Genomic DNA, 18,740 nt, shown 5'->3' with positions numbered 1-18,740 from the left:
TCACGCGGCGGGTCACCCGCAGGACGATCCCACATCCATAATAAAAGGGCATAATTAAAGGCCGGCATCCGAGGACGCCGGCCTTTGCTGTTTTTGAAAGCGCGTGCAGTCCTACTTGAGGCTGATGGATGCGCTGTTCTCCCACAAGCCGTGGATGTTGCAGTAGGCGCTGGCGACGACGGTGCCGGGAGCGCTGGTCTTCATGCTGAAGGTAACGCCGTGGTGGGTGTAGACGGGACCTTCGTTGGGGCCCTTGGCGTCCTGGCCGTGGGCCGAGAACTCGAAGGCGCCGATCTGGAAGGCAGCCTTGCCGCCATCAGGCATGAAGTACACGTTAATCCACTGGATGTGATGCTCCGTGGTGTTGGGGTGGGCAACCTCTTTGCCCAGGGTCACCTTGATGTCGAACATCTCGCCGGCCGGAACAGACTCGGGACACTCGATTACCGGAACATGTTTTTCGGTTTTCCAGTCATCGGTCTTGAAAAGTTCGCCCATTTTCATCGTGCATATCCTCCTTGAAGGGATGTGTGGGGTGGTACCGGCGGGATGCAGCGCCCGGGGATGGGGGAGCGCCTGGAGCAACCCGCCGGAAGACTGTCGTATCGTAAGACCATAGCACGACTGCAAAGAAAAAGGAAAGGGAGAGAAAAACAGGCGAGGTTCGGGCGCGGACGCGCCGATTGGGCTCTGAACGGGAGCCGGAGCGAACAAATGCCAAGTTTTCCCGGCCCGGCATGGACATTTTCTCCCCAGCCGGGATAGTATCTATCCTGGAGGGTTATCAGGAATGATCACGCGATTGACGAACTTCGCCTACAAGCTGTTGGGTAGTTTCTGGCTAATTCCGACCGCCATGGCCATACTTGGCGCCTTGTCCGCCCATGTCTTCATCTCGCTGGACATTCTTTTTTCCGACATGGGGTACGACATCTCGATTCCGCCGCTGGTGGGCAAAAGCCTGGAAGGCGGTCAGGCCACGCTCTCCACCGTGGCCAGCTCCATGGTCAGTGTGGTCAGCGTCACGTTCTCCGTGACCATTGTCGCCCTGACCATGGCCTCGTCGCAGTTTGGTCCGCGGTTGTTGGGCACCATCCTGCGCGACCGCCGAAGCCAGGCGTGTCTCGGGGTGTTCCTGCTCACCTACCTGCACTGCTTGCTGGTACTGCGCAGCTTCGATGCCCTGTCGCCGGACACGGAGCCGCGCTTGTCCGTGGCCATGGGGCTGACCCTGGGCGTGCTCAGCTTTTTCGTGCTCATCTACTTTATCCAGCACGTGGCGTTGTCCATCAAGGCGGATCAGGTCATTGCCCTGGTTTTCGATGACCTGCGCGAGAACATCGAACGCCTCTATCCCCTGGAGTACTCTTTGGACGAGCTGCACCAGGAGACCAGGGCGTTGAACCATGAGCAGGTGGAAGAAGAGCCGCAGCCGGAACCCTCGCTGCCCAAGGACTTTTCCAAGCAGGCACACATGGTGCGCAGCCGCACCAGCGGGTATGTGCAGGCGATGGATAACGAGTGGGTGGTGGGCGTGGCCGAGTACCGGGACATGGTGGTGCGCATGCTGGTACGGCCCGGCGACTTTATTATGGCCGGCGGCCGCATAGCCGAGGTCTGGCCTTACGAGAAATTCGACCAGGACGTTGCCTACAAGCTGCGGAACTCCATCGTGCTCGGGTCGGACCGCACACTGTACCAGGACCTCGAGTACGCCATTCTGCAGCTTGTGGAGGTGGCGGTGCGGGCGCTGTCGCCGGGCATCAACGATCCGCACACGGCCATTGCCTGTGTGGACCGCCTGGGCGTGGCCCTGGCCGATCTGGCCCGGCGGGACATGGGCTCGCCATGGCGGCTGAACAAGGACGGCCGGGTCCGCGTGCAGTTCAAGTCTTTCACCTTCGAGGGGGCCGTGGAGGCGTCCTTCCACAAGATACGCCAGGCCATGGTCACAGCGCCTACGGTGGGCATCCACATGCTCGACGTGCTGGTGGCCATTGCGGACGTAGCCCCGAAGCAGGAGCAGCGGGACGGGCTGTTAGAGCAGGGCCGGATGGTGCTCAGCGCGCTGGAGCGAGTCCTGGGGGAGGAGAACGACATCGCCGATTCGCAGTCCCGCTTCCAGAAGCTGCGCCGCGTTGTGCACGGCGCGCCGGTCGCGTAGGTATTCGTCTTACAAAGCCATCAGTCTTCTTCCGATAGCTTCGCCATGTCCGACTCGCTAAACAAGGTAGTATGGACCCAGAGGGTCGACAGGTTAGGGCGTCGCTTCACCAAACGGCCACAATTGCACCGGCGGCGAAGGACATTTCAAATCGAACGAAGCACAGTGACACTTGTAAGAGGAGACGCCATCTGATGAACGAGAAGACACAGCAATTTGTCGAGACAATGAAGAAGAATGCGGCCAACCTGCAAGCTCCCGACTATTACGGCGAGTTCGGCGAAACTTTGGACAAGCCCAGCCATCAGCCCGATGTGGAGCGCACGCCGCCGCGCACCCTGAAACCGCTCCTGGACGACACCGTGGTGATTGACGTGCAGGAATCCGGCTCCGAGAAGGTAAAGGGGGCCGTGTCGGTGAACCCGAAGAACTATGACTGGCTGATCGGCCAGAAGCAGGAGAACCACTACGTGGTGGTGGACGACCAGCCCGGCGAAAGCCGCGCCGAGGTGGTGGCCCAGCACATGATCAGCCGCAACTTCCCCTTCGTGACAATTCTTGAAGGCGGAATTTCAGCGTGGAAAGACGCAGGATTTGCCACTGAAGCACGATAAGACATTGATAATATACGGCCGGCGCGAACCGGCTGAAGCGGACCCTCCGAGGTCTGCCTGCATCCCCCCGGCAATTACACTATTGCCAGGGGGGTGTTTTGTTGTAAGGGTATTTTAAAGGGTTTTCTCGGTTGGCGTGAATGGTCTGGCCAGGGGGGCAGCCATTTCAAAAGGCGCGGTAAAGAATCATTCATGGACGTGATGAAGGGGGGCGCCATGCTGAATGATTTCTTCTTTTCCACTTCACCGAATCGTTGTGACGAGTGGGTCCAGGCTGTTCGAAGGAGGACCGACGACCCGGATCTGCGCATCTGCTCCGGGACGTGGGGGGCGTTCGTTTCCGTGCACGGGGCGGGCACACAGTACATCGTGCGGGAGAACGAAGACTACCTGTTCATGTTGCTCGGGCATCCGCTGTGCACGGTCTCCAAAACCACCTTTGCCTTCGGCGATATCGAGGAACAGGCCATCCTGGCCGCTCTGGAGGCGCACTTCACCGAAGGCCAGGCCATCGACTGGACCAGGTACTTCAACGGCATCTTCGCGATAATCGCCATCCGTAAGAAGTCGAACGACTTCCTGCTGGCGACGGATACGCTCTCGTTCGTCCAGATATACTACACATCACGCACGGTTGCGGGAGAGCACGAGTTCCTGTGCGGCACCCACCTGGATATCCTCGCCGAGGTTTCGGACCGCCGGGTCGTGGACAAGCTCTCGGTGGCGGAGTGCATCCTCTATCTCAAACCCACGTTCCCCTACACGCTGCTGGAGTACGTGCGGAGCGTACCGCCGGCCTCGACCTTCACGCAATTCCATGGGCAGCCGACCAGGTCGGAGTACTACTGGATGCCCTGGGAGCCGGAGCGCATCGACTTCAGCCTGGAGGACGCCGGCGGCTGGGTGCGGCAGGTGGTGGAAGACTCCCTGGACACGGTATGCGACGAGTACAGGTCCATTGCCATCCTGCTGAGCGGGGGCGGCGACTCCCGGATATTCGCCGGCATGCTCGCGGACAAGAAGAACGTGGAGGCCGTCACCTTTTCGGAGTCGTGCTCGCGCGAGTGCATGCTGGCCCAGAAAATAGCGAGCCGGTCGAATCTCAGACACGTCTGCTGCTTCCGCAACGAGGACTACTACTTCAACCTCATCGATCCGTGCACGCAGATGTGCGGGTTCGACAACTTCTATATCCACGCGCACATGCTGCACCTGGCGGACAAGTACGACTTCAACAGGAACGACGTGGTCCTGAGCGGCCTGTGGGCCGACCTGCTGCTCAAGGGCGCGCAGGTACCGGTCAAGAACGTTCTGCCCGGCTGCGGCGTCCAGAAGATAGACAAGCACGGCTACGAGCTGCTCACCTGCGATGCGGTGAAGAAGGGCTACCAGGAAGAGGCCCATGCCAGACGGCAACGCCACAACCAGATGCTCAAGAAGATCCGGCCCAACAGCTACAAGGACTTCGAGGAGGTGTTCCCGTACTCGATGAGCGACACGCTCTCCTGCGTCTCGGTGAACCGCCGCCTGTTCAACGCCTACGATCCGTTTGCCGATTTCCGCATAATTGACATCTCCAGCAAGGTTCCGGTGGAATGGAAGATCAACTGGAAGCTGCAACGCGCCGCGTTCCAGGATATTTTTGAGAAGTTCAAGGATATTCCGCACTCATCCGGATCGCAATGCTCCAAGGGGTCATTGCAGAATGCGCCTCGTTGTCTGGTTTTGGCCACAAAGAAGAAGGCCCAAAGGTATCTGAGTCGAATTATGCATTGCACCAGGAACTATGATGCATGGCCAAAAACTGCAGCAATGTACAAGCAGGCTATGGCGCGGAACATGTATTCAAATGTTGTAGGGGCGGGTATATTTCGGGATATACTTGAGGAAGTGAGCTACCCGAAGCAACTCTTCAAGAAAGCAACGCCAAAGCATATGCTTTTTCTGCTTCAGATCGGAAGACGCGTGCAGGCATTGTGAGGCTGTGGTATGCTGGTGAGTAATGAATGGCGTTCCTGCCGCGCGGATTCGCATGAGGAATCCGCCGGAATCTGAATGTTCGGCTGCTGTTGTACGCCGAAAGTAAGCGCCAACGGTATGGAGCATGCGGGTACCGACCCTGCTTCATGGCTGACACTCAACCAGCAAACAAGGAGTACTCCGAATGGCAACCCGTCAAGCGATGAACCAACCCTTCGCCCAGTTCGAGTCTGTCTGGAAAGATTTCCTCCAGGGCATGGAGCAATCACTCGATCAGGCGGAGAAGGAGATCGATCAGGCCGCAACCATGCAGAACGTATGCACCGACGAATGGTGCGAAGCGACCGAGCACTATCTGGACGACATCGCCAACGCGGTGTTTTCCATCAGCGAGCCACGCTACAACGAAGACCCGGCGCTTTCCAAGCGGCTCAAAGAGCTGAAGAAGCGCGTGCACGATTTGTACGCCAAGTATAAGAGCGCCGCGGCATAGCACGCCGGGCAACCGCCGGCAGCGGCGGAAAGGTCCATAGGGGGCCGGAGGCGCAGAGAGTGCGCTTCCGGCCTTTTTTATTGAATGCCTGGATATGAGCAGCGTGATATCGGACCAGGAAAAGGGCGTATTCGCACGAGTGTGGTGAATGTAACGTTATAGAATTGATATTGACAAGTCGCTTCAAACATATGAATGTTGAATGAACAGTCAGTCAGGAGAGACCATGGGCAAGGTGGAAGCCATACTCGATGCCGCATCGACTCTGTTTGCCAAGAAGGGGTTCGATCAGACCGCTGTGTCCGAGATCGCCAGCCTCGCCGGTGTTGCCAACGGCACAGTGATCTATCACTTCAAAAGCAAAGAAAATTTGCTGTATGTGATGTCCTGGTTCACTCTCAATTCCCTGCACAGAAGAACGCGCATGGAGGTCGCCGGCGCATCATGCGGTCTGGAAGGCGTCGACCTCTATATCCGGGCGTTCTTCGGATATCTCGAAGACCAGCCGAATCAGCTTCTCATCTATCTGCAGAACTCGACGACCGGCGGCCGGCATGCGGATCCCTTGTTGCTCAGCAACCTGGTCGCATTGCGCACGCGCTATCTGGAAATGCTTACGGAGGTTGTGCGCGAAGGCCTGGCGGACGAAAGCATCGCTCCGCTGGAAGCCGGCGTTCCCGATGACGTTGCGCGGGGCATACAGTCGTTGTTGTTCGGCGCGGCATGGATGGTCTTGTGCCATCATGAGAAGCGTGAGCCGCTGCTCCGGGAGGCTCTGGCCACCGCATACATGCGGTTAGCTGCCGAAGCCCGATGCCCAGGCTCCTGACCGCACTCGTACTCTTCGAATCAAAACCAAGGATGCCGATCAAAGAGGGGTGGAATGAAAAATATCAAGTTGGGCGTGAAGCTTATCGGCGGATTCCTGCTGACGGCCGTCATCGCACTGGCGATCGGCCTGGTGGGAATTTACGAGGTTACCAGTCTTTCCGAACGAATCAGGGAGATCGGCACGGAGAAGCTGCCGGCGGTTTCCAATCTCGGCACCGTTCAGACCAGCATTCGCGAGCTCGAAGGCGCCATGCGGACGTTGAACTGCCCGTACATCGACAACGAAACCCGCAATCAGCAGTACGTGAACCTGCAGCAGGCCCGGGAGGAGTACGGAAGCGCGGTGGCGGTGTACGAGCCTTTGCCGAAGACCCCGGAGGAAGCGGCGGCGTGGAACAGCTTCAAAACCGCCATCCAGGGGGCCGTGGAAGCGAACGACGAGGCTGTGGAGCTGTCCAAGGAGCTGCAGAAGCTGGACATCCTCAATCCGGAAGAGTTCATGCGCATGATGCAGCTGTTCCGCGGCGACCATTACAGCCTGACCACCAAGGTCTCCAGGCTCATCCTGATGCACGAGCAGTTCGATGGAGGCGGTGATCCCGCGGGGTGTAACTTCGGAAAGTGGATGGCCACCTACAGCACCACCAACCCGGTCATCGCGAAGACCCTGGAGCGGGTCAAGAAGCCGCACGATCAGTTCCACGAGGCCGTTGATCGTATCAAGAGTGCCATGCGCATGGGTGCCGAAGAAGCAGCCAAGCGGATTTACGTCGATGAATTGATTCCGGCAGCGGAGCAGGTGTTCCAGGAGTTCAGAGTGCTGCGCGCCGAAGCGGATAAGTCCCAGAAGCTCTTTGACGACATGGCTTCGTTGATCCTTGGCAAGTCCAAGGTCCAGACCGAGAAGGCCGTTGTCGAGCTCGAAAAAATCGTGGCCATGAATGAGCAGATGGCCGACACCGCTGTGACCGATGCGACCAAAGAAGGCGCGCGGGGCAAGCTTATCGCGGCGGTCTGCATGGGCGTCGGCGTTCTCGTCGCCATTGTGCTGGGCATCGTTCTGACCCGTGGCATCACACGGCCCATCGCCAAGGGCGTCAGCTTTGCCGAGTCCATGGCCCAGGGCGACTTCACCAAGGAGCTGGACATCCACCAGAAGGACGAGGTGGGCGTGCTTGCCTCCGCCCTCAATAACATGGTCCTGCGGCTGCGCGGCATTGTCGCGGAGGTCCAGTCCGCCACGGAGAACGTCGCCTCCGGCAGCGAGGAGCTGTCCGCCTCGTCGGAGAACCTCTCCCAGGGTGCCACGGAGCAGGCAGCCAGCGTGGAGGAGATCTCCTCCTCTATGGAGGAGATGACCGCCAACATCCGCCAGAACGCGGACAACGCCAAGCAGACCGAGGAGATAGCGACCAGGGCCGCCGACGACGCCCAGCAAGGCGGCGCGGCCGTGCACCAGGCCGTGGACGCCATGAAGAACATCGCCGAGAAGATCTCCATCATCGAGGAGATCGCCAGGCAGACCAACCTCTTGGCGCTCAACGCGGCTATTGAGGCGGCGCGCGCCGGCGAGCACGGCAAGGGCTTCGCCGTTGTCGCAGCCGAGGTGCGCAAGCTTGCCGAACGCAGCGGCGCCGCGGCGCAGGAGATCAGCGAGCTCTCCTCCAACACCGTGGACGTGGCCGAGAAGGCGGGCAAGATGTTCTCGGATCTCGTGCCCGAGATTCAGCGCAACGCCCAGCTTGTTCAGGAGATCACGGCGGCGTCCGAGGAGCAGGACGCAGGCGCCGCCCAGATCAACAAGGCTATCCAGCAGCTCGACCAGGTGGTGCAGCAGAACGCCTCGGCGGCCGAGGAGATGGCCTCCACCTCCGAGGAGCTCTCCAGCCAGGCAGAGCACCTGCAGAGTTCCATGGCCTTCTTCAGGGTCGACACAGGCGCCGCCGGCCGTATGCGTAAGGCCGAGACCAAACGGAAGGCGCAGTCCGCCCCGGCGGCCCGGCAAAAACAGGTGGAGTCGGAACGGTCCACAGGAAATGCTGCCGGATCGGGCTATGCCCTGGACATGAGCGAGCCGGATGACGATGATGACAACTTCGAGCGGTATTAGCGAGGTGGGGCCATGTCAGTAGAAGAGACGCATCAGTATCTGACCTTCACCCTGGACGAAAGCCTGTTCGCGATCTCCATAGAGAAAGTTCGCGAAGTGCTGGAGCTTTCCCATATCACGCGCATTCCACGCATGCCCGGATTCCTGCGCGGGGTCATCAACGTGCGCGGCCACGCCGTGCCCGTGGCGGACATGCGGGCCAAGTTCGAGCTTCCGGACTCCGACGACACGGTGGACACGTGCATCATCATTGTGGAAGTTATGGTGGAGGGTGAATGCTCCACCGTCGGTGCCCTGGTGGATGCCGTGAACGAGGTGGCGGAGCTGCCGGAAAGCGATGTGGAACCGCCGCCGCGCATGGGCCTGACCGTGGACGCGGCCTTTATCCGAGGCATGGCGCGGCGTCACGATGATTTCGTGATGATCCTCGACGTGGACAGGATATTCTCCGACGAGGAGATGGCGGCCCTGGTCAGCGTGGGCGGCGACGCTCCGGATGACGAAGAGGAGATGGCTGTATGAAGCGCATGACGCGGTATTGGTTGCGGGCGACAGCGCTGCTTGCGTGCTGCCTGTTGCTCTGGGCTGCGCCGGTGGGGGCCCAGGCGGACTCCCTGCCCGTCTGCCCCGGCGGAACCGTGGTGGAAACCGCCCCCTTGCCCCATGGCACGGCGCAGAAGGTCACCTGCCCCGGCACGGTGCGGGAAGTGTACGACCATTACCGGGCTGCCATGCAGGCCGCAGGCTACCACCTGGTGGTGGAGGCCATCGAGCAGGAACGCGGCGGCCTTGCCGGTACGGGCGCAAACGGCGGCAGCATCTCCGTGACCGTATCCACCGCGGACAAGGGCACCTCGGTGGTCGTGGACCACACGCCCTGAACAGACGATCAAAATTGATCCCACAATGAAGACGGCGTCGTTGGGCGCCGTCTTTTTTTGTGTCCGCCGGATCGGTCTGCGCATATGCGGAGTCAGATCATGGAACAACCCACGTGGCCACCGGGAAGAGCACCACGAAAACCGCCGTGGAGACAAGCCAGCAGGCGTTGGCCAGATCCAGGTCAAAGCCGTAGATGGCCGGCGGAATCGTGGCCACGAATGCCACAGGCATGAAGGAGAGCAGCACGGCCGCGGTCATGGGCACGCCGCCCATCACAGAGTCCAGGCCGGAGACCATGGCCAGGGGCACCACCACCAGCGGTATCGCCAGCATCTTCACCACCAGGACCAGGCCGATCTCTTGGAAGTAGCGATGGATGGACGACAGATACAGGGTTGCGCCGATGGCCAGGCCCAGAATGCCCGAGGTGGCCGGGATGGCGAAGTCGGATAGCCGCATGGCTATCGTGGGCACGGGCAGGTCCAGCGTGCTGAGCAAAGTGCCCAGAACCATGGCGCCCAGGGGCACGGCCGCCGAGGCAAAGTCCTTGAGCAGGGAGGAGTCCAGCCGCGGGAACCCGCGCTGTCCGCGTCCGATCATCCCTGAGAGAGGGAAGCCGAAGGCGAAGAACATGATGGGCACGAAGGCGTTGAAGAGCTGGGAAGCGTAGAAGCCGTCATCGCCCAGCAGCACGAAGCAGACAAAGCCGCCGAGGATGCCGAAGTTGGAGGACATGCCGCAGACGAACAGGGAGCCTGCCTGCCGCGGCGGCGTACCGAAGATGCGGATCATCAGCCAGGCCGCGAAGGCTCCGGCAATTGTGCCGGCCGCGCCCAGCACAGGCAGCATCAGCAACGGCCCGTGGGGCGGAGCCAGCTTCCAGAAGGATATGCAGATGGAAAAGGGAAAGAGGAGCAGAAAGGCGAACTGCTTGCCGCGCTTGCTTATGTCATGCAACGCATCGGGTGCTGCCCCGAACAGACGCATGATGGCAACCCGGATGCCGTAGCCGAGAATAACGCTCCCCGCCGTAACCACTAGGATGAAAATTAGACGGGACATTTTCTTATCATATGCCCGTCCTGGTCGCTGGTCCAGTATCCGGAGCGGGTGTTCGCGGTTTATTTACACCGGCGCGGTGTGGAAGTGCACGCCTGTTTTCGGGTGGCCTTGTAACCATCTCACAGGCTGTGCTAACGTGTGTACTGTTGACCGCTGAGACGCGGAAACGCGATGCCCCGGTCATTTCCGGCCGCACGGCGCACAGTGGATCGCCCCGGGACAGGCGGACGCAATTACCGCAATCCCGCATCCCGCAATCGCCTAACCAATCGAGGCGGTTTTTCATCATGCAGATAGGACCAATCCATATCGGCGACGGCAAGTGGCGCTTCACACTATGGGCGCCCAGAGCCCGGAGCGTAGACCTGCTGCTTGGGGCCGGCCCCGGTGCCCCGGAGCGCAGCCTGCCCATGGAGTGCGCCGGTCGGGGGTACTGGATTGGGGACACGGAGCATGCCCACCCTGGAACGCGCTATCGCTTCCGGCTCACATATCCGGACGGCTCCACAGTGGAGCGCGCCGACCCGGCCTCCCACCTGCAGTTGGAGGACGTGCACGGCCCGTCCACGGTGGTGGACCACGATGCGCATACATGGCGTCATGACCAGTTCGCGCCGCCGCTTTTGGCGGAGACCGTCATTTACGAGCTGCATACGGGCGCATTCACCGAAGAAGGGACCTTCGACGCCGCGGCCGAAAAGCTGAATCATCTGGTCGATCTCGGCGTCAATGCTGTGGAGATCATGCCTGTGGCGCAGTTCCCGGGCCCGCGCAACTGGGGCTACGACGGGGTCTACCCCTTTGCCGTGCACCCGGCCTACGGCGGTCCGGACGGGCTCAGGCGGTTCGTGGACGCCTGCCACGGCAAGCACATCGCTGTGATCCTGGACGTGGTCTACAATCATCTGGGACCAGAGGGGAACTACCTGCGCGACTTCGGCCCGTACTTCACCAATGCCTACACCACGCCGTGGGGCGAGGCCGTGAACTTCGACGGCCCAGGCTCCGACGGCGTGCGCAACTACTTTGTCCAGAACGCCATCCACTGGCTGGACCGCTACCGCATAGACGGCCTCAGGCTGGACGCGACCCACGCCATCTTCGACTACCGGCCCACGCACATCCTGGGCGAGCTGAGCAAGGCCGTGGCGGACCTGGCGGCGCATCGCGGCAGGCGGTTCTGGCTGATGGCCGAAAGCGACCTCAACGACCCGCGGCTGGTGCGGCCGCGTGAGGGAAGCGGCCTGGGCATGGACGCGGTCTGGTGCGACGACTTCCACCACGCCGTGCACGCCCTGCTTACGGACGAGCGCGACGGCTATTATATGGATTACGGAAGGGCGAAGGACGTGGCCCGCGCCATGGAGAACGGCTTTGTCTACACCGGACAGTACTCGCCATTCCGCGGCCACGGCCACGGCGCGCCGTGTCCGGATATTGCTCCGGAGCGATTCATCACCTGCATCCAGAACCACGACCAGGTGGGCAACCGCATGCTGGGCGAGCGGCTCGCCCGCCTTGTGGACTTCGAGACGCTCAAGTGCGCCGCGGCCATGCTCCTGCTCGCGCCGCAGACGCCGCTCCTGTTCATGGGCGAGGAGTATGGCGAGGACAACCCCTTCCTCTACTTCATCAGCCACCTGGACGGCGATCTCGTGCAGGCCGTGCGCAATGGCCGCAAGGAGGAGTTCGCCCACTTCATGGCCCACGGCGAGCCGCCCGACCCCCAGAGCGAGGCCACCTTTGCCGACAGCACGCTGAACTGGCCCAAGGCCACATCCAAGCGCGGGCAGGAGCTGTTCGCGTGGTACAAGGCGCTCATCGCGCTGCGGCGGGAGCTGCCGGCGGCCGCGCCGGGCGAGACGCGCGCCGCCCTGCTGGACCGCGGCGGCCTGTTGCGGCTGGAGCGCGGATCTGCCCTTGTGGCTTTTTACAATCTGAACGACAACGAGCCGTATCAGGAGCTCGAACCGCACATGCCTCCGGGCGGCTGGCGCATAGCTCTGGATTCATCCGATCCGCGCTTCACCGGCGCGGCCGAGGCGGCCCCGGACCTGCAGCCCAAAGGCGTGCGCATCTACACCAAGGATACACCCCGATGAAAAAGTACCTCTGCCTCCATGGCCACTTTTACCAGCCGCCGCGGGAGAACCCGTGGCTCGAAGAGGTGGAGCTCCAGGATTCCGCCGCGCCGTTCCACGACTGGAACCAGCGGATAACGGCCGAGTGCTACGGCCCCAACACCGGCGCGCGCATTCTGGACGACCAGGGCCGTATCCAGCGCATCGTCAGCAACTACTCGCGCATGAGCTTCAACTTCGGGCCCACGCTGCTCTCCTGGATGGAGCGGCACAAGCCCATGGTCTACGAGGCGATCATCGACGCGGACCACCGCAGCCGGGATATCTTCGGCGGCCACGGCTCGGCCATCGCCCAGGTCTACAACCACATGATCATGCCCCTGGCCAACAAGCGCGACCGCCGCACCCAGGTGTACTGGGGCGTGGAGGACTTCCGGCGGCGATTCGGGCGCGACCCCGCGGGCATGTGGCTGCCTGAAACCGCCGTGGACCTCACTACCCTGGACATCCTGGCGGACTTCGGCATCAAGTTCACCATCCTTGCGCCCAGGCAGGCGCACCGTGTGGCCGAGCCGGTGGCGACGCCGGCGCAGCCCGCCGACTCCCCCAAGGGCGCGAAAAAGAAAACGCCGCCTCCGGAAAAAAGCTGGCGGGACGTCTCCGGCGACCGCATCGACCCCACCCGGCCATACCGCGTGTCCCTGCCCTCTGGCCGTGAGATGACGCTGTTCTTCTACGATGGCCACATCTCCCAGGACCTGGCCTTTGGCGATCTGCTCGACTCCGGCGCACGCTTCAAGGAGCGGCTGCTCAGCGTGTATAGCGATGAGCGCGACTGGCCGCAGCTTGTGCACGTGGCCACGGATGGCGAGACCTACGGCCACCATCACCGCTACGGCGAGATGGCCCTGGCCTGGCTCTTTGAGGATATCCAGAAAGATCCGGACGTGCATCTGACCAACTATGCGCAGTTCCTGGAAAAGTATCCGGCCGAGGCAGAGGTGGAGATATACGAGGACTCCTCCTGGAGCTGCGTGCACGGGGTGGAGCGCTGGAAGAGCGACTGCGGCTGCAACTCCGGCATGCACTTTGGCTGGGACCAGAAGTGGCGCAAGCCCCTGCGCGAGGCCATGAACTGGCTGCGCGACGAGGCCGCCGATGTCTTTGAGAAGCAGGGTCCGCGCTACCTGGCCGATCCGTGGAAGGCGCGCGATGCGTACATCGAGGTGGTGCTGGACCGCTCCTTCGAGAACGTCAACGCCTTCCTTGCCATACACGCCAAGAGCCCGCTGCCGCCGGAGCACGTGGTCACGGCGCTCAAGCTTCTGGAGATGCAGCGCTACGCCCAGCTCATCTTCACGAGCTGCGCCTGGTTCTTCGACGAGATCTCCGGCATCGAGACCGTGCAGGTGATGCAGTACGCGGCGCGGACCATACAACTCCTGGGCGACCTGACCGGCCGCAGCTACGAGGACGACTACCTGGACCTCCTGGATAAGTCGCCAAGCAACGTGTTCAAGAGCGGCCGCGAGGTCTACGTGGAGAACGTGAAGCCGTCGCAGGTCGACCTGTTGCGCGCCGCCGCGCACTTCGCCATGTCCTCGTTTTTCGAGGATTACCAGGAGAGCTTCGAGTACGCCTGCTACTCCGTGACGCACGAGATCTACCATCGCGTGCCGGCCGGGCGGTTCGGCCTGGTCACGGGCAAGGCGCAGGTCACCTCCACGCTCACCCGCGAGAGCGTGACCATCGCCTTTGCCGTGCTCCACGCCGGGGACCACAACCTCAACTGCGGCGTGCGTTTCTATGAAGGCTCGGAGAACTTCATCAAGCTGGAGAAGGACCTGCGCGTCCCCTTTGAACGCGGCGACCTGACAGCGGCCATCCGGACCATGGACGAGCACTTCGGCAAGAATATCTTCTCGGTCTGGCACCTGTTCAAGGACGAGCAGCGCCGCGTGGTGGACAAGGTGCTGGAGCCCGCATACCAGCTTGCCGAGGCCGCCTACCGCCAGATCTACGAAGGCAACCAGGCCATGCTCAACTTCCTGAGCTGGCTGCACATTCCCTCGCCGCGCCACTTCCTGGACGCCGCGCAGTTCGTGGTCAACAACGATCTCAAGCAGATGTTCGAGCACGACGCCGTGGACGCCGAGCAGGTGAAATCCCTGTTGGAGCAGTGCAGCCGCTGGAATCTGAGCCTGGAGGAGGCCGTAGGCCACACCGCGGCCGAGTGGCTGAATCGCCGCATGGACGAGTTCGCGCTTATTCCGGACGACGTGGATCTCCTGGAGCACACGGTGGCCGTGCTGGAGAAGCTCGGCCCCATCCCCATGGGCGCGCGCATCTGGGAGGCGCAGAACATCTGCTACACCGAGGCGTTGGAGCTGGCCGCGCCCAAAAAGGCTCCCTTCAAGACCGAGGATGAGGACGCCTCGCGCTGGGAACGCTCCTTCACCAAGCTCTGCAAACTGCTCAAGGTGCATCCCAAATGACCCGCATTCCACGATCCACATACCGCCTGCAGCTTTGTCCGGAGTTCGTGTTCGAGCAGGCGCGGGAGATCGTGCCCTATCTCGCGGAGCTCGGCATCAGCCACATCTACGCCTCGCCCATCTTCACGGCGCGGCCCGGCTCCATGCACGGCTACGACGTCTGCGACCCCACCTCCATCAACCCGGAGCTGGGCGGCGAGACGGCGTTCAAGCGCCTCACCTCGGCCGTGTCCAAGGCAGGCATGGGCTGGATTCAGGACATCGTGCCCAACCACATGGCCGTGTCCGGCTACAACCTCATGCTGGTGGACCTCCTGGAGAACGGTCCGGCCTCCAAGTACTACCCGTTCTTCGACATCGAGTGGGATCACCCGCTTGAGTCGTTCAAGGGCAGGATGCTCGCGCCGTTCCTGGGCAGCTTTTACGGCGAAACCCTGGAGCGCGGCGAGATACGCCTGGGCTACGACGAGGACGGCTTCTTTGTGAGCTACTACGACCTGCGCCTGCCCCTGGCGCTGGCCACCTACGCCCGGGTGCTCACCTACCGCCTGGACGACCTCACCAACGAGCTCGGCCTGGACCACCCGGACGTCATCAAGCTTATGGGGCTCCTCTACACCATCAAGACCCTGCCCGAGGAGCGCGCCTATGTGGAGCAGCGCCAGCACCAGGTCTACTTCATCAAGCGCATCCTGGCCGAGCTGTACGAGACCAGCGAGAGCGTACGCGAGTTCCTGGACGAAAATCTGGCCTGGTTCAACGGCGAGCGCGGGCCGGACACCCCGGAACGCTTCGACCTCCTGGACGCCCTGCTGGGCGAGCAGTATTTCCGCCTCTCCTTCTGGAAGGTGGCCGGCGAGGAGATAAACTACCGCCGCTTCTTCTCCATCAACGACCTCATCTCCCTGCGCGCCCAGGACGAGGAGGTCTTCAACTCCACACACTCGCTCATCCTCGACATGGTCCGGGACAACGTGTTCGACGGTCTGCGCATCGACCACATCGACGGCCTCTACGACCCCACGGCCTATCTCAAGCGGCTGCGCGACAACGCGCCGGACTCCTACATCGTGGTGGAGAAAATCCTTACCGGCGACGAGCCCCTGCCCGGGTTCTGGCCCATCCAGGGCGCCACGGGCTACGAGTTCATGGGCAAGGCCGTCAACTTCTTCGTCAATGTGGACAACGAAGACGCCTTCGACACCATCTACAAGCGGTTCACCGGCCGTCGGCGCGCCATCCAGGACATTGCGGCCGGCAACAAGCGCCGCATTCTGGAGCGGCACATGGGCGGAGACGTGGAGAACATGGCGCGGCTCGTCAACTCCGTGTCCTCCAAGGACCGCCACGCCTTCGACATCACCTTCCCGGCGCTCAGGCGCGCCATCACCGAGCTGCTCATCCGCTTCCCGGTGTACCGCACCTACATCTCCAACGAGGCCTTCCGGCCCGCGGATCTCGTCTACATCCGCACGGCCATCCGGGAGTCCGTGAAGGCCAGCCCGGAGCTATCCAAGGAGTTCGACTTCCTGGACCGCTTCCTGCTCCTGGAGTTCGACGAGCGTATCTCCGACGAGGACCGCCGCGAGTGGATCAACTTTGTCATGCGCTTCCAGCAGGTCACCGGGCCGCTCATGGCCAAGGGCGTGGAGGACACCACGTTCTACGTGGCCAACCGCCTGCTCTGCCTCAACGAGGTGGGCGGCGAGCCCTGGGACTTCGGCGTCTCGGACGCGGCCTTCCACACCTTCCTGCTGGAGCGGCAGAAGTACTGGCCCCACGCCATGAACGCCACGGCCACCCACGACCACAAGCGCGGCGAGGACGCCCGCGTGCGCCTGGCCGTGCTTTCCGAGCTGCCGGACGACTGGCGCGACGGCCTCAAGAGTTTCGAACGCATCAACCGCCGCAAGAAGACCGTGGTGCGGAACCGACCCCAGCCAACGACCAATGACGAGTATTTCATCTACCAGACCCTGCTGGCCACATGGCCCTTTGACTGGCCCAAGAATCGCGAGGACTATCTGGAGCGGATCAAGGAGTACATGGTCAAGGCGCTGCGCGAGGGCAAGGAGAACTCCAACTGGATCGAGCCCGACGAGGGCTACGAGACGGCCTGCCTCTCCTTTGTGGAGGCGCTGCTCAGCGCGCGCAAGAAGAACGCCTTCCTGCGGGAGTTCATGCCCCTGGCCAAAAAGGTCGCCGAGGCCGGCATGGTCAACTCCCTGGCCCAGCTCACATTCAAGCTCATGGCCCCCGGCGTGCCGGACTTCTATCAGGGCGTGGAGAGCTGGGATCTCTCCCTGGTGGACCCGGACAACCGCCGGCCCGTGGACTACGCCTGGCGGACCAAGGCCCTGGCCGAGATCAAAAAGCGGTTCGCCAGGCACCCCGATGCCCTGGCGGCCGAGCTGTTGGACACGGCCGAGGACGGCCGGGTCAAGCTCTTCGCCACGCACCGCGGGCTGGCCGTACGCAACGCACACCCGGAGCTCTTTGCCCAGGGCGAGTACCTGCCCCTGGAGTTCGAGGGCGGCCGCGCCGACCGCGTGTTCGGCTTTGTGCGCCAGCGCGATGACGAGGCCGTCATGGTGCTGGTCCCGCGCTTTACCGCGAACGTCCCCAAGGAAGGGCGCTTCCCCCTGGCCGGATTCTGGCAGGGCGTGCACATCACTTCGGATTGGCTGCCAAACGGCGCCTGGACCAACGCCTTCACCGGGCAGAAATTCGAGGCCACTCCCACGTCTGTGCGCAAAATCCTGGCCGATTTCCCTGTCGCTGTGCTACTATTGGGAACGTGAGGCTAGTGTTAGAAGAGTGTTTTCGACGGTCGGTGCGGGGGACGCTGTCTCCCACGCCCCCTGCCGGGGACCACTGGTCCCCGGACCCCAGAAAGGGGTCAAGGGGCTGTTGGCCCCTTGCGGGGTGTTCGAGGGGCAGAGCCCCTCGGAGCAACCGTGGAGAGCCCCAGGACGGGGCGAGTCAGGGCAAGACCCGCGGACGATTCAACAAAAGGAGTCATGACAATGAAACATTTCACCATGTTCCTGGGTGCAGTGGCCATGCTGTTCGTGTTCGCATCGATGAGCACTGCCGGCGAGAGCGGCGAGGCAATCTTCAAGAAGCTGGCCTGCGGGTCGTGTCATAAGATGGAGAAATCGAGCCCGATCAATCCGTCGGTCGCTGAGATTGCCAAGGCCTATAGCGGCAAAAAAGAGCAGATGGTCGAGTATCTCAACGGCAACAGCGCGCCGATCGTCAAGCCGGAAAAAGAAAGCATCATGAAGGGCATCCTCAGAAAGACACAGGCGCTGTCGGACGAGGACCGCGAAGCTTTGGCCGGGTATCTTCTGGCGGAGTAGGCGGCGGGTGCCTTGTAAACATCGCACCGCGTGCACGCGTGCTGGACGGCGTAGCGTTCTGGTAAAGTAGCGTATTGCGAGGCATGGAAAGAAGCCTCCGGCGGCCAGGGGAACCCGGTTCCCCTGGACCCCAAACGCTCTGTGCATGCCGAAGTCATTTTTTAAATCGTCGTCAATCCCTCCCGTTCCGCCGGCCGCTCATCCTTCTGCTCGCGGTTGTACTCTTCTTCCATGCGGTGCAGGCGGTCTTTGAGGTCGTCGAGCTCGTTCTGCAGGTTGTCCAGCTCCTGGGCCAGGGCGTCGCCGGCCTTCTCGCCGTACTCCTCAGCTTTTTTCTTGATGTGCTCGCCCAGCTTGTCGGCGTAGCGGCGGGCTGCTTCCAGCGCTTCCTCGGCTTCGCGCTGGGCCTCCTCGGCCTCCCTGTCCAAAGAATCCAGGGAGTCTGGGGAGTCTGTGTCGCTGTCAGCCTTGGGGCCTTGCGCCGGAGGAGCGGGCGCCGGCTCGGTGTCCGCCACCGGGATGGCGTGCACGGGCGCGGGCTTGGCCGTAGTGGTGCTGTGTTCGCTCCGGAATGTCGCAGCCGCGGCGATGATGGTGATGATGAACACCAGACCAGTGAGGCAGATGAACAGGGTGCGCATGGGGCGGCTCCGTGGTTGAAACGTC

General features: G+C 62.2%; 15 protein-coding genes. 12 read left to right on the top strand and 3 right to left on the bottom strand.

Features of this window, described 5'->3' with window-relative positions; genetic code table 11:
* Window positions 1-111: 111 nt before the first annotated feature.
* Entirely contained in the window at window positions 112-504 is a 393-nt protein-coding gene (locus E8L03_RS10555; protein WP_144306019.1) for a class II SORL domain-containing protein, read from the bottom strand.
* Between the two features lie 286 nt (window positions 505-790).
* Between E8L03_RS10555 and E8L03_RS10550 the strand changes: the two genes are divergently transcribed.
* The 8 genes from E8L03_RS10550 to E8L03_RS10515 all read left to right on the top strand — a co-directional run bounded on the left by E8L03_RS10550 (window position 791) and on the right by E8L03_RS10515 (window position 9,073).
* Window positions 791-2,164, top strand: a complete 1,374-nt coding sequence (locus E8L03_RS10550) for a DUF2254 domain-containing protein (protein WP_171267319.1) — start codon at window positions 791-793, stop codon at window positions 2,162-2,164.
* 194 nt (window positions 2,165-2,358) lie between these two features.
* On the top strand, window positions 2,359-2,778 hold the full coding sequence (locus tag E8L03_RS10545; protein ID WP_144306017.1) for a rhodanese-like domain-containing protein: 420 nt from the start codon (window positions 2,359-2,361) through the stop codon (window positions 2,776-2,778).
* A gap of 216 nt (window positions 2,779-2,994) precedes the next feature.
* Window positions 2,995-4,758, top strand: coding sequence for an asparagine synthase-related protein (locus E8L03_RS10540; protein WP_171267318.1), 1,764 nt, complete (start codon window positions 2,995-2,997; stop codon window positions 4,756-4,758).
* A gap of 184 nt (window positions 4,759-4,942) precedes the next feature.
* Window positions 4,943-5,251, top strand: a complete 309-nt coding sequence (locus tag E8L03_RS10535; protein WP_235896680.1) for a hypothetical protein — start codon at window positions 4,943-4,945, stop codon at window positions 5,249-5,251.
* A gap of 226 nt (window positions 5,252-5,477) precedes the next feature.
* Entirely contained in the window at window positions 5,478-6,080 is a 603-nt protein-coding gene (locus E8L03_RS10530; RefSeq protein WP_171267317.1) for a TetR/AcrR family transcriptional regulator, read from the top strand.
* Between the two features lie 54 nt (window positions 6,081-6,134).
* On the top strand, window positions 6,135-8,192 hold the full coding sequence (locus tag E8L03_RS10525) for a methyl-accepting chemotaxis protein (protein WP_171267316.1): 2,058 nt from the start codon (window positions 6,135-6,137) through the stop codon (window positions 8,190-8,192).
* Window positions 8,193-8,204: 12 nt separating this feature from the next.
* Window positions 8,205-8,714 (top strand): chemotaxis protein CheW, encoded by a 510-nt coding sequence (locus E8L03_RS10520; protein WP_144306013.1) that lies wholly within the window; start codon window positions 8,205-8,207, stop codon window positions 8,712-8,714.
* Window positions 8,711-9,073 (top strand): hypothetical protein, encoded by a 363-nt coding sequence (locus tag E8L03_RS10515; RefSeq protein WP_171267315.1) that lies wholly within the window; start codon window positions 8,711-8,713, stop codon window positions 9,071-9,073. The genes E8L03_RS10520 and E8L03_RS10515 overlap by 4 nt, the downstream gene beginning before the upstream one ends.
* Window positions 9,074-9,170: 97 nt before the next feature.
* Here E8L03_RS10515 and E8L03_RS10510 read toward each other — a convergent pair whose 3' ends face one another.
* Entirely contained in the window at window positions 9,171-10,136 is a 966-nt protein-coding gene (locus tag E8L03_RS10510) for an AEC family transporter (protein WP_144306011.1), read from the bottom strand.
* A gap of 287 nt (window positions 10,137-10,423) precedes the next feature.
* Here E8L03_RS10510 and treZ point away from each other — a divergent pair, with 287 nt between their 5' ends.
* From treZ to E8L03_RS10490, 4 genes are all read left to right on the top strand, one after another.
* Window positions 10,424-12,238, top strand: coding sequence for a malto-oligosyltrehalose trehalohydrolase (treZ, locus tag E8L03_RS10505; RefSeq protein ID WP_171267314.1), 1,815 nt, complete (start codon window positions 10,424-10,426; stop codon window positions 12,236-12,238).
* Window positions 12,235-14,712: a DUF3536 domain-containing protein gene (locus E8L03_RS10500; protein ID WP_144306009.1), complete on the top strand. Its 2,478-nt coding sequence runs from the start codon at window positions 12,235-12,237 to the stop codon at window positions 14,710-14,712. The genes treZ and E8L03_RS10500 overlap by 4 nt, the downstream gene beginning before the upstream one ends.
* The gene (gene treY, locus E8L03_RS10495; RefSeq protein WP_171267313.1) at window positions 14,709-17,513 is read left to right on the top strand and encodes a malto-oligosyltrehalose synthase; all 2,805 of its coding nucleotides are present in this window, start codon (window positions 14,709-14,711) and stop codon (window positions 17,511-17,513) included. Before E8L03_RS10500 ends, treY begins: the two co-directional genes overlap by 4 nt.
* A 225-nt stretch (window positions 17,514-17,738) precedes the next feature.
* Window positions 17,739-18,074, top strand: a complete 336-nt coding sequence (locus E8L03_RS10490; RefSeq protein ID WP_171267312.1) for a c-type cytochrome — start codon at window positions 17,739-17,741, stop codon at window positions 18,072-18,074.
* A gap of 161 nt (window positions 18,075-18,235) precedes the next feature.
* On the opposite strand, the gene E8L03_RS10485 is transcribed toward E8L03_RS10490, so the two are convergent.
* Window positions 18,236-18,715, bottom strand: coding sequence for a hypothetical protein (locus E8L03_RS10485; protein WP_144306006.1), 480 nt, complete (start codon window positions 18,713-18,715; stop codon window positions 18,236-18,238).
* Window positions 18,716-18,740: the final 25 nt, after the last annotated feature.

Source organism: Oceanidesulfovibrio marinus, from assembly GCF_013085545.1.
Lineage (GTDB): Bacteria > Desulfobacterota > Desulfovibrionia > Desulfovibrionales > Desulfovibrionaceae > Oceanidesulfovibrio > Oceanidesulfovibrio marinus.
Note: the sequence above shows the minus strand (reverse complement) of the source record. Positions and strands in the feature narration are given on the sequence as shown.

What these genes read in the sequence shown, in the direction of transcription:
- E8L03_RS10535 (WP_235896680.1), top strand. Translation starts at nt 4,943, where the DNA reads ATGGCAACCCGTCAAGCGATGAACCAACCCTTCGCCCAGTTCGAGTCT.
- E8L03_RS10545 (WP_144306017.1), top strand. Translation starts at nt 2,359, where the DNA reads ATGAACGAGAAGACACAGCAATTTGTCGAGACAATGAAGAAGAATGCG.
- E8L03_RS10515 (WP_171267315.1), top strand. Translation starts at nt 8,711, where the DNA reads ATGAAGCGCATGACGCGGTATTGGTTGCGGGCGACAGCGCTGCTTGCG.
- E8L03_RS10540 (WP_171267318.1), top strand. Translation starts at nt 2,995, where the DNA reads ATGCTGAATGATTTCTTCTTTTCCACTTCACCGAATCGTTGTGACGAG.
- E8L03_RS10555 (WP_144306019.1), bottom strand. Translation starts at nt 504, where the DNA reads ATGAAAATGGGCGAACTTTTCAAGACCGATGACTGGAAAACCGAAAAA.
- E8L03_RS10500 (WP_144306009.1), top strand. Translation starts at nt 12,235, where the DNA reads ATGAAAAAGTACCTCTGCCTCCATGGCCACTTTTACCAGCCGCCGCGG.
- E8L03_RS10530 (WP_171267317.1), top strand. Translation starts at nt 5,478, where the DNA reads ATGGGCAAGGTGGAAGCCATACTCGATGCCGCATCGACTCTGTTTGCC.
- treZ (WP_171267314.1), top strand. Translation starts at nt 10,424, where the DNA reads ATGCAGATAGGACCAATCCATATCGGCGACGGCAAGTGGCGCTTCACA.
- E8L03_RS10490 (WP_171267312.1), top strand. Translation starts at nt 17,739, where the DNA reads ATGAAACATTTCACCATGTTCCTGGGTGCAGTGGCCATGCTGTTCGTG.
- treY (WP_171267313.1), top strand. Translation starts at nt 14,709, where the DNA reads ATGACCCGCATTCCACGATCCACATACCGCCTGCAGCTTTGTCCGGAG.
- E8L03_RS10485 (WP_144306006.1), bottom strand. Translation starts at nt 18,715, where the DNA reads ATGCGCACCCTGTTCATCTGCCTCACTGGTCTGGTGTTCATCATCACC.
- E8L03_RS10525 (WP_171267316.1), top strand. Translation starts at nt 6,135, where the DNA reads ATGAAAAATATCAAGTTGGGCGTGAAGCTTATCGGCGGATTCCTGCTG.
- E8L03_RS10520 (WP_144306013.1), top strand. Translation starts at nt 8,205, where the DNA reads ATGTCAGTAGAAGAGACGCATCAGTATCTGACCTTCACCCTGGACGAA.
- E8L03_RS10510 (WP_144306011.1), bottom strand. Translation starts at nt 10,136, where the DNA reads ATGTCCCGTCTAATTTTCATCCTAGTGGTTACGGCGGGGAGCGTTATT.
- E8L03_RS10550 (WP_171267319.1), top strand. Translation starts at nt 791, where the DNA reads ATGATCACGCGATTGACGAACTTCGCCTACAAGCTGTTGGGTAGTTTC.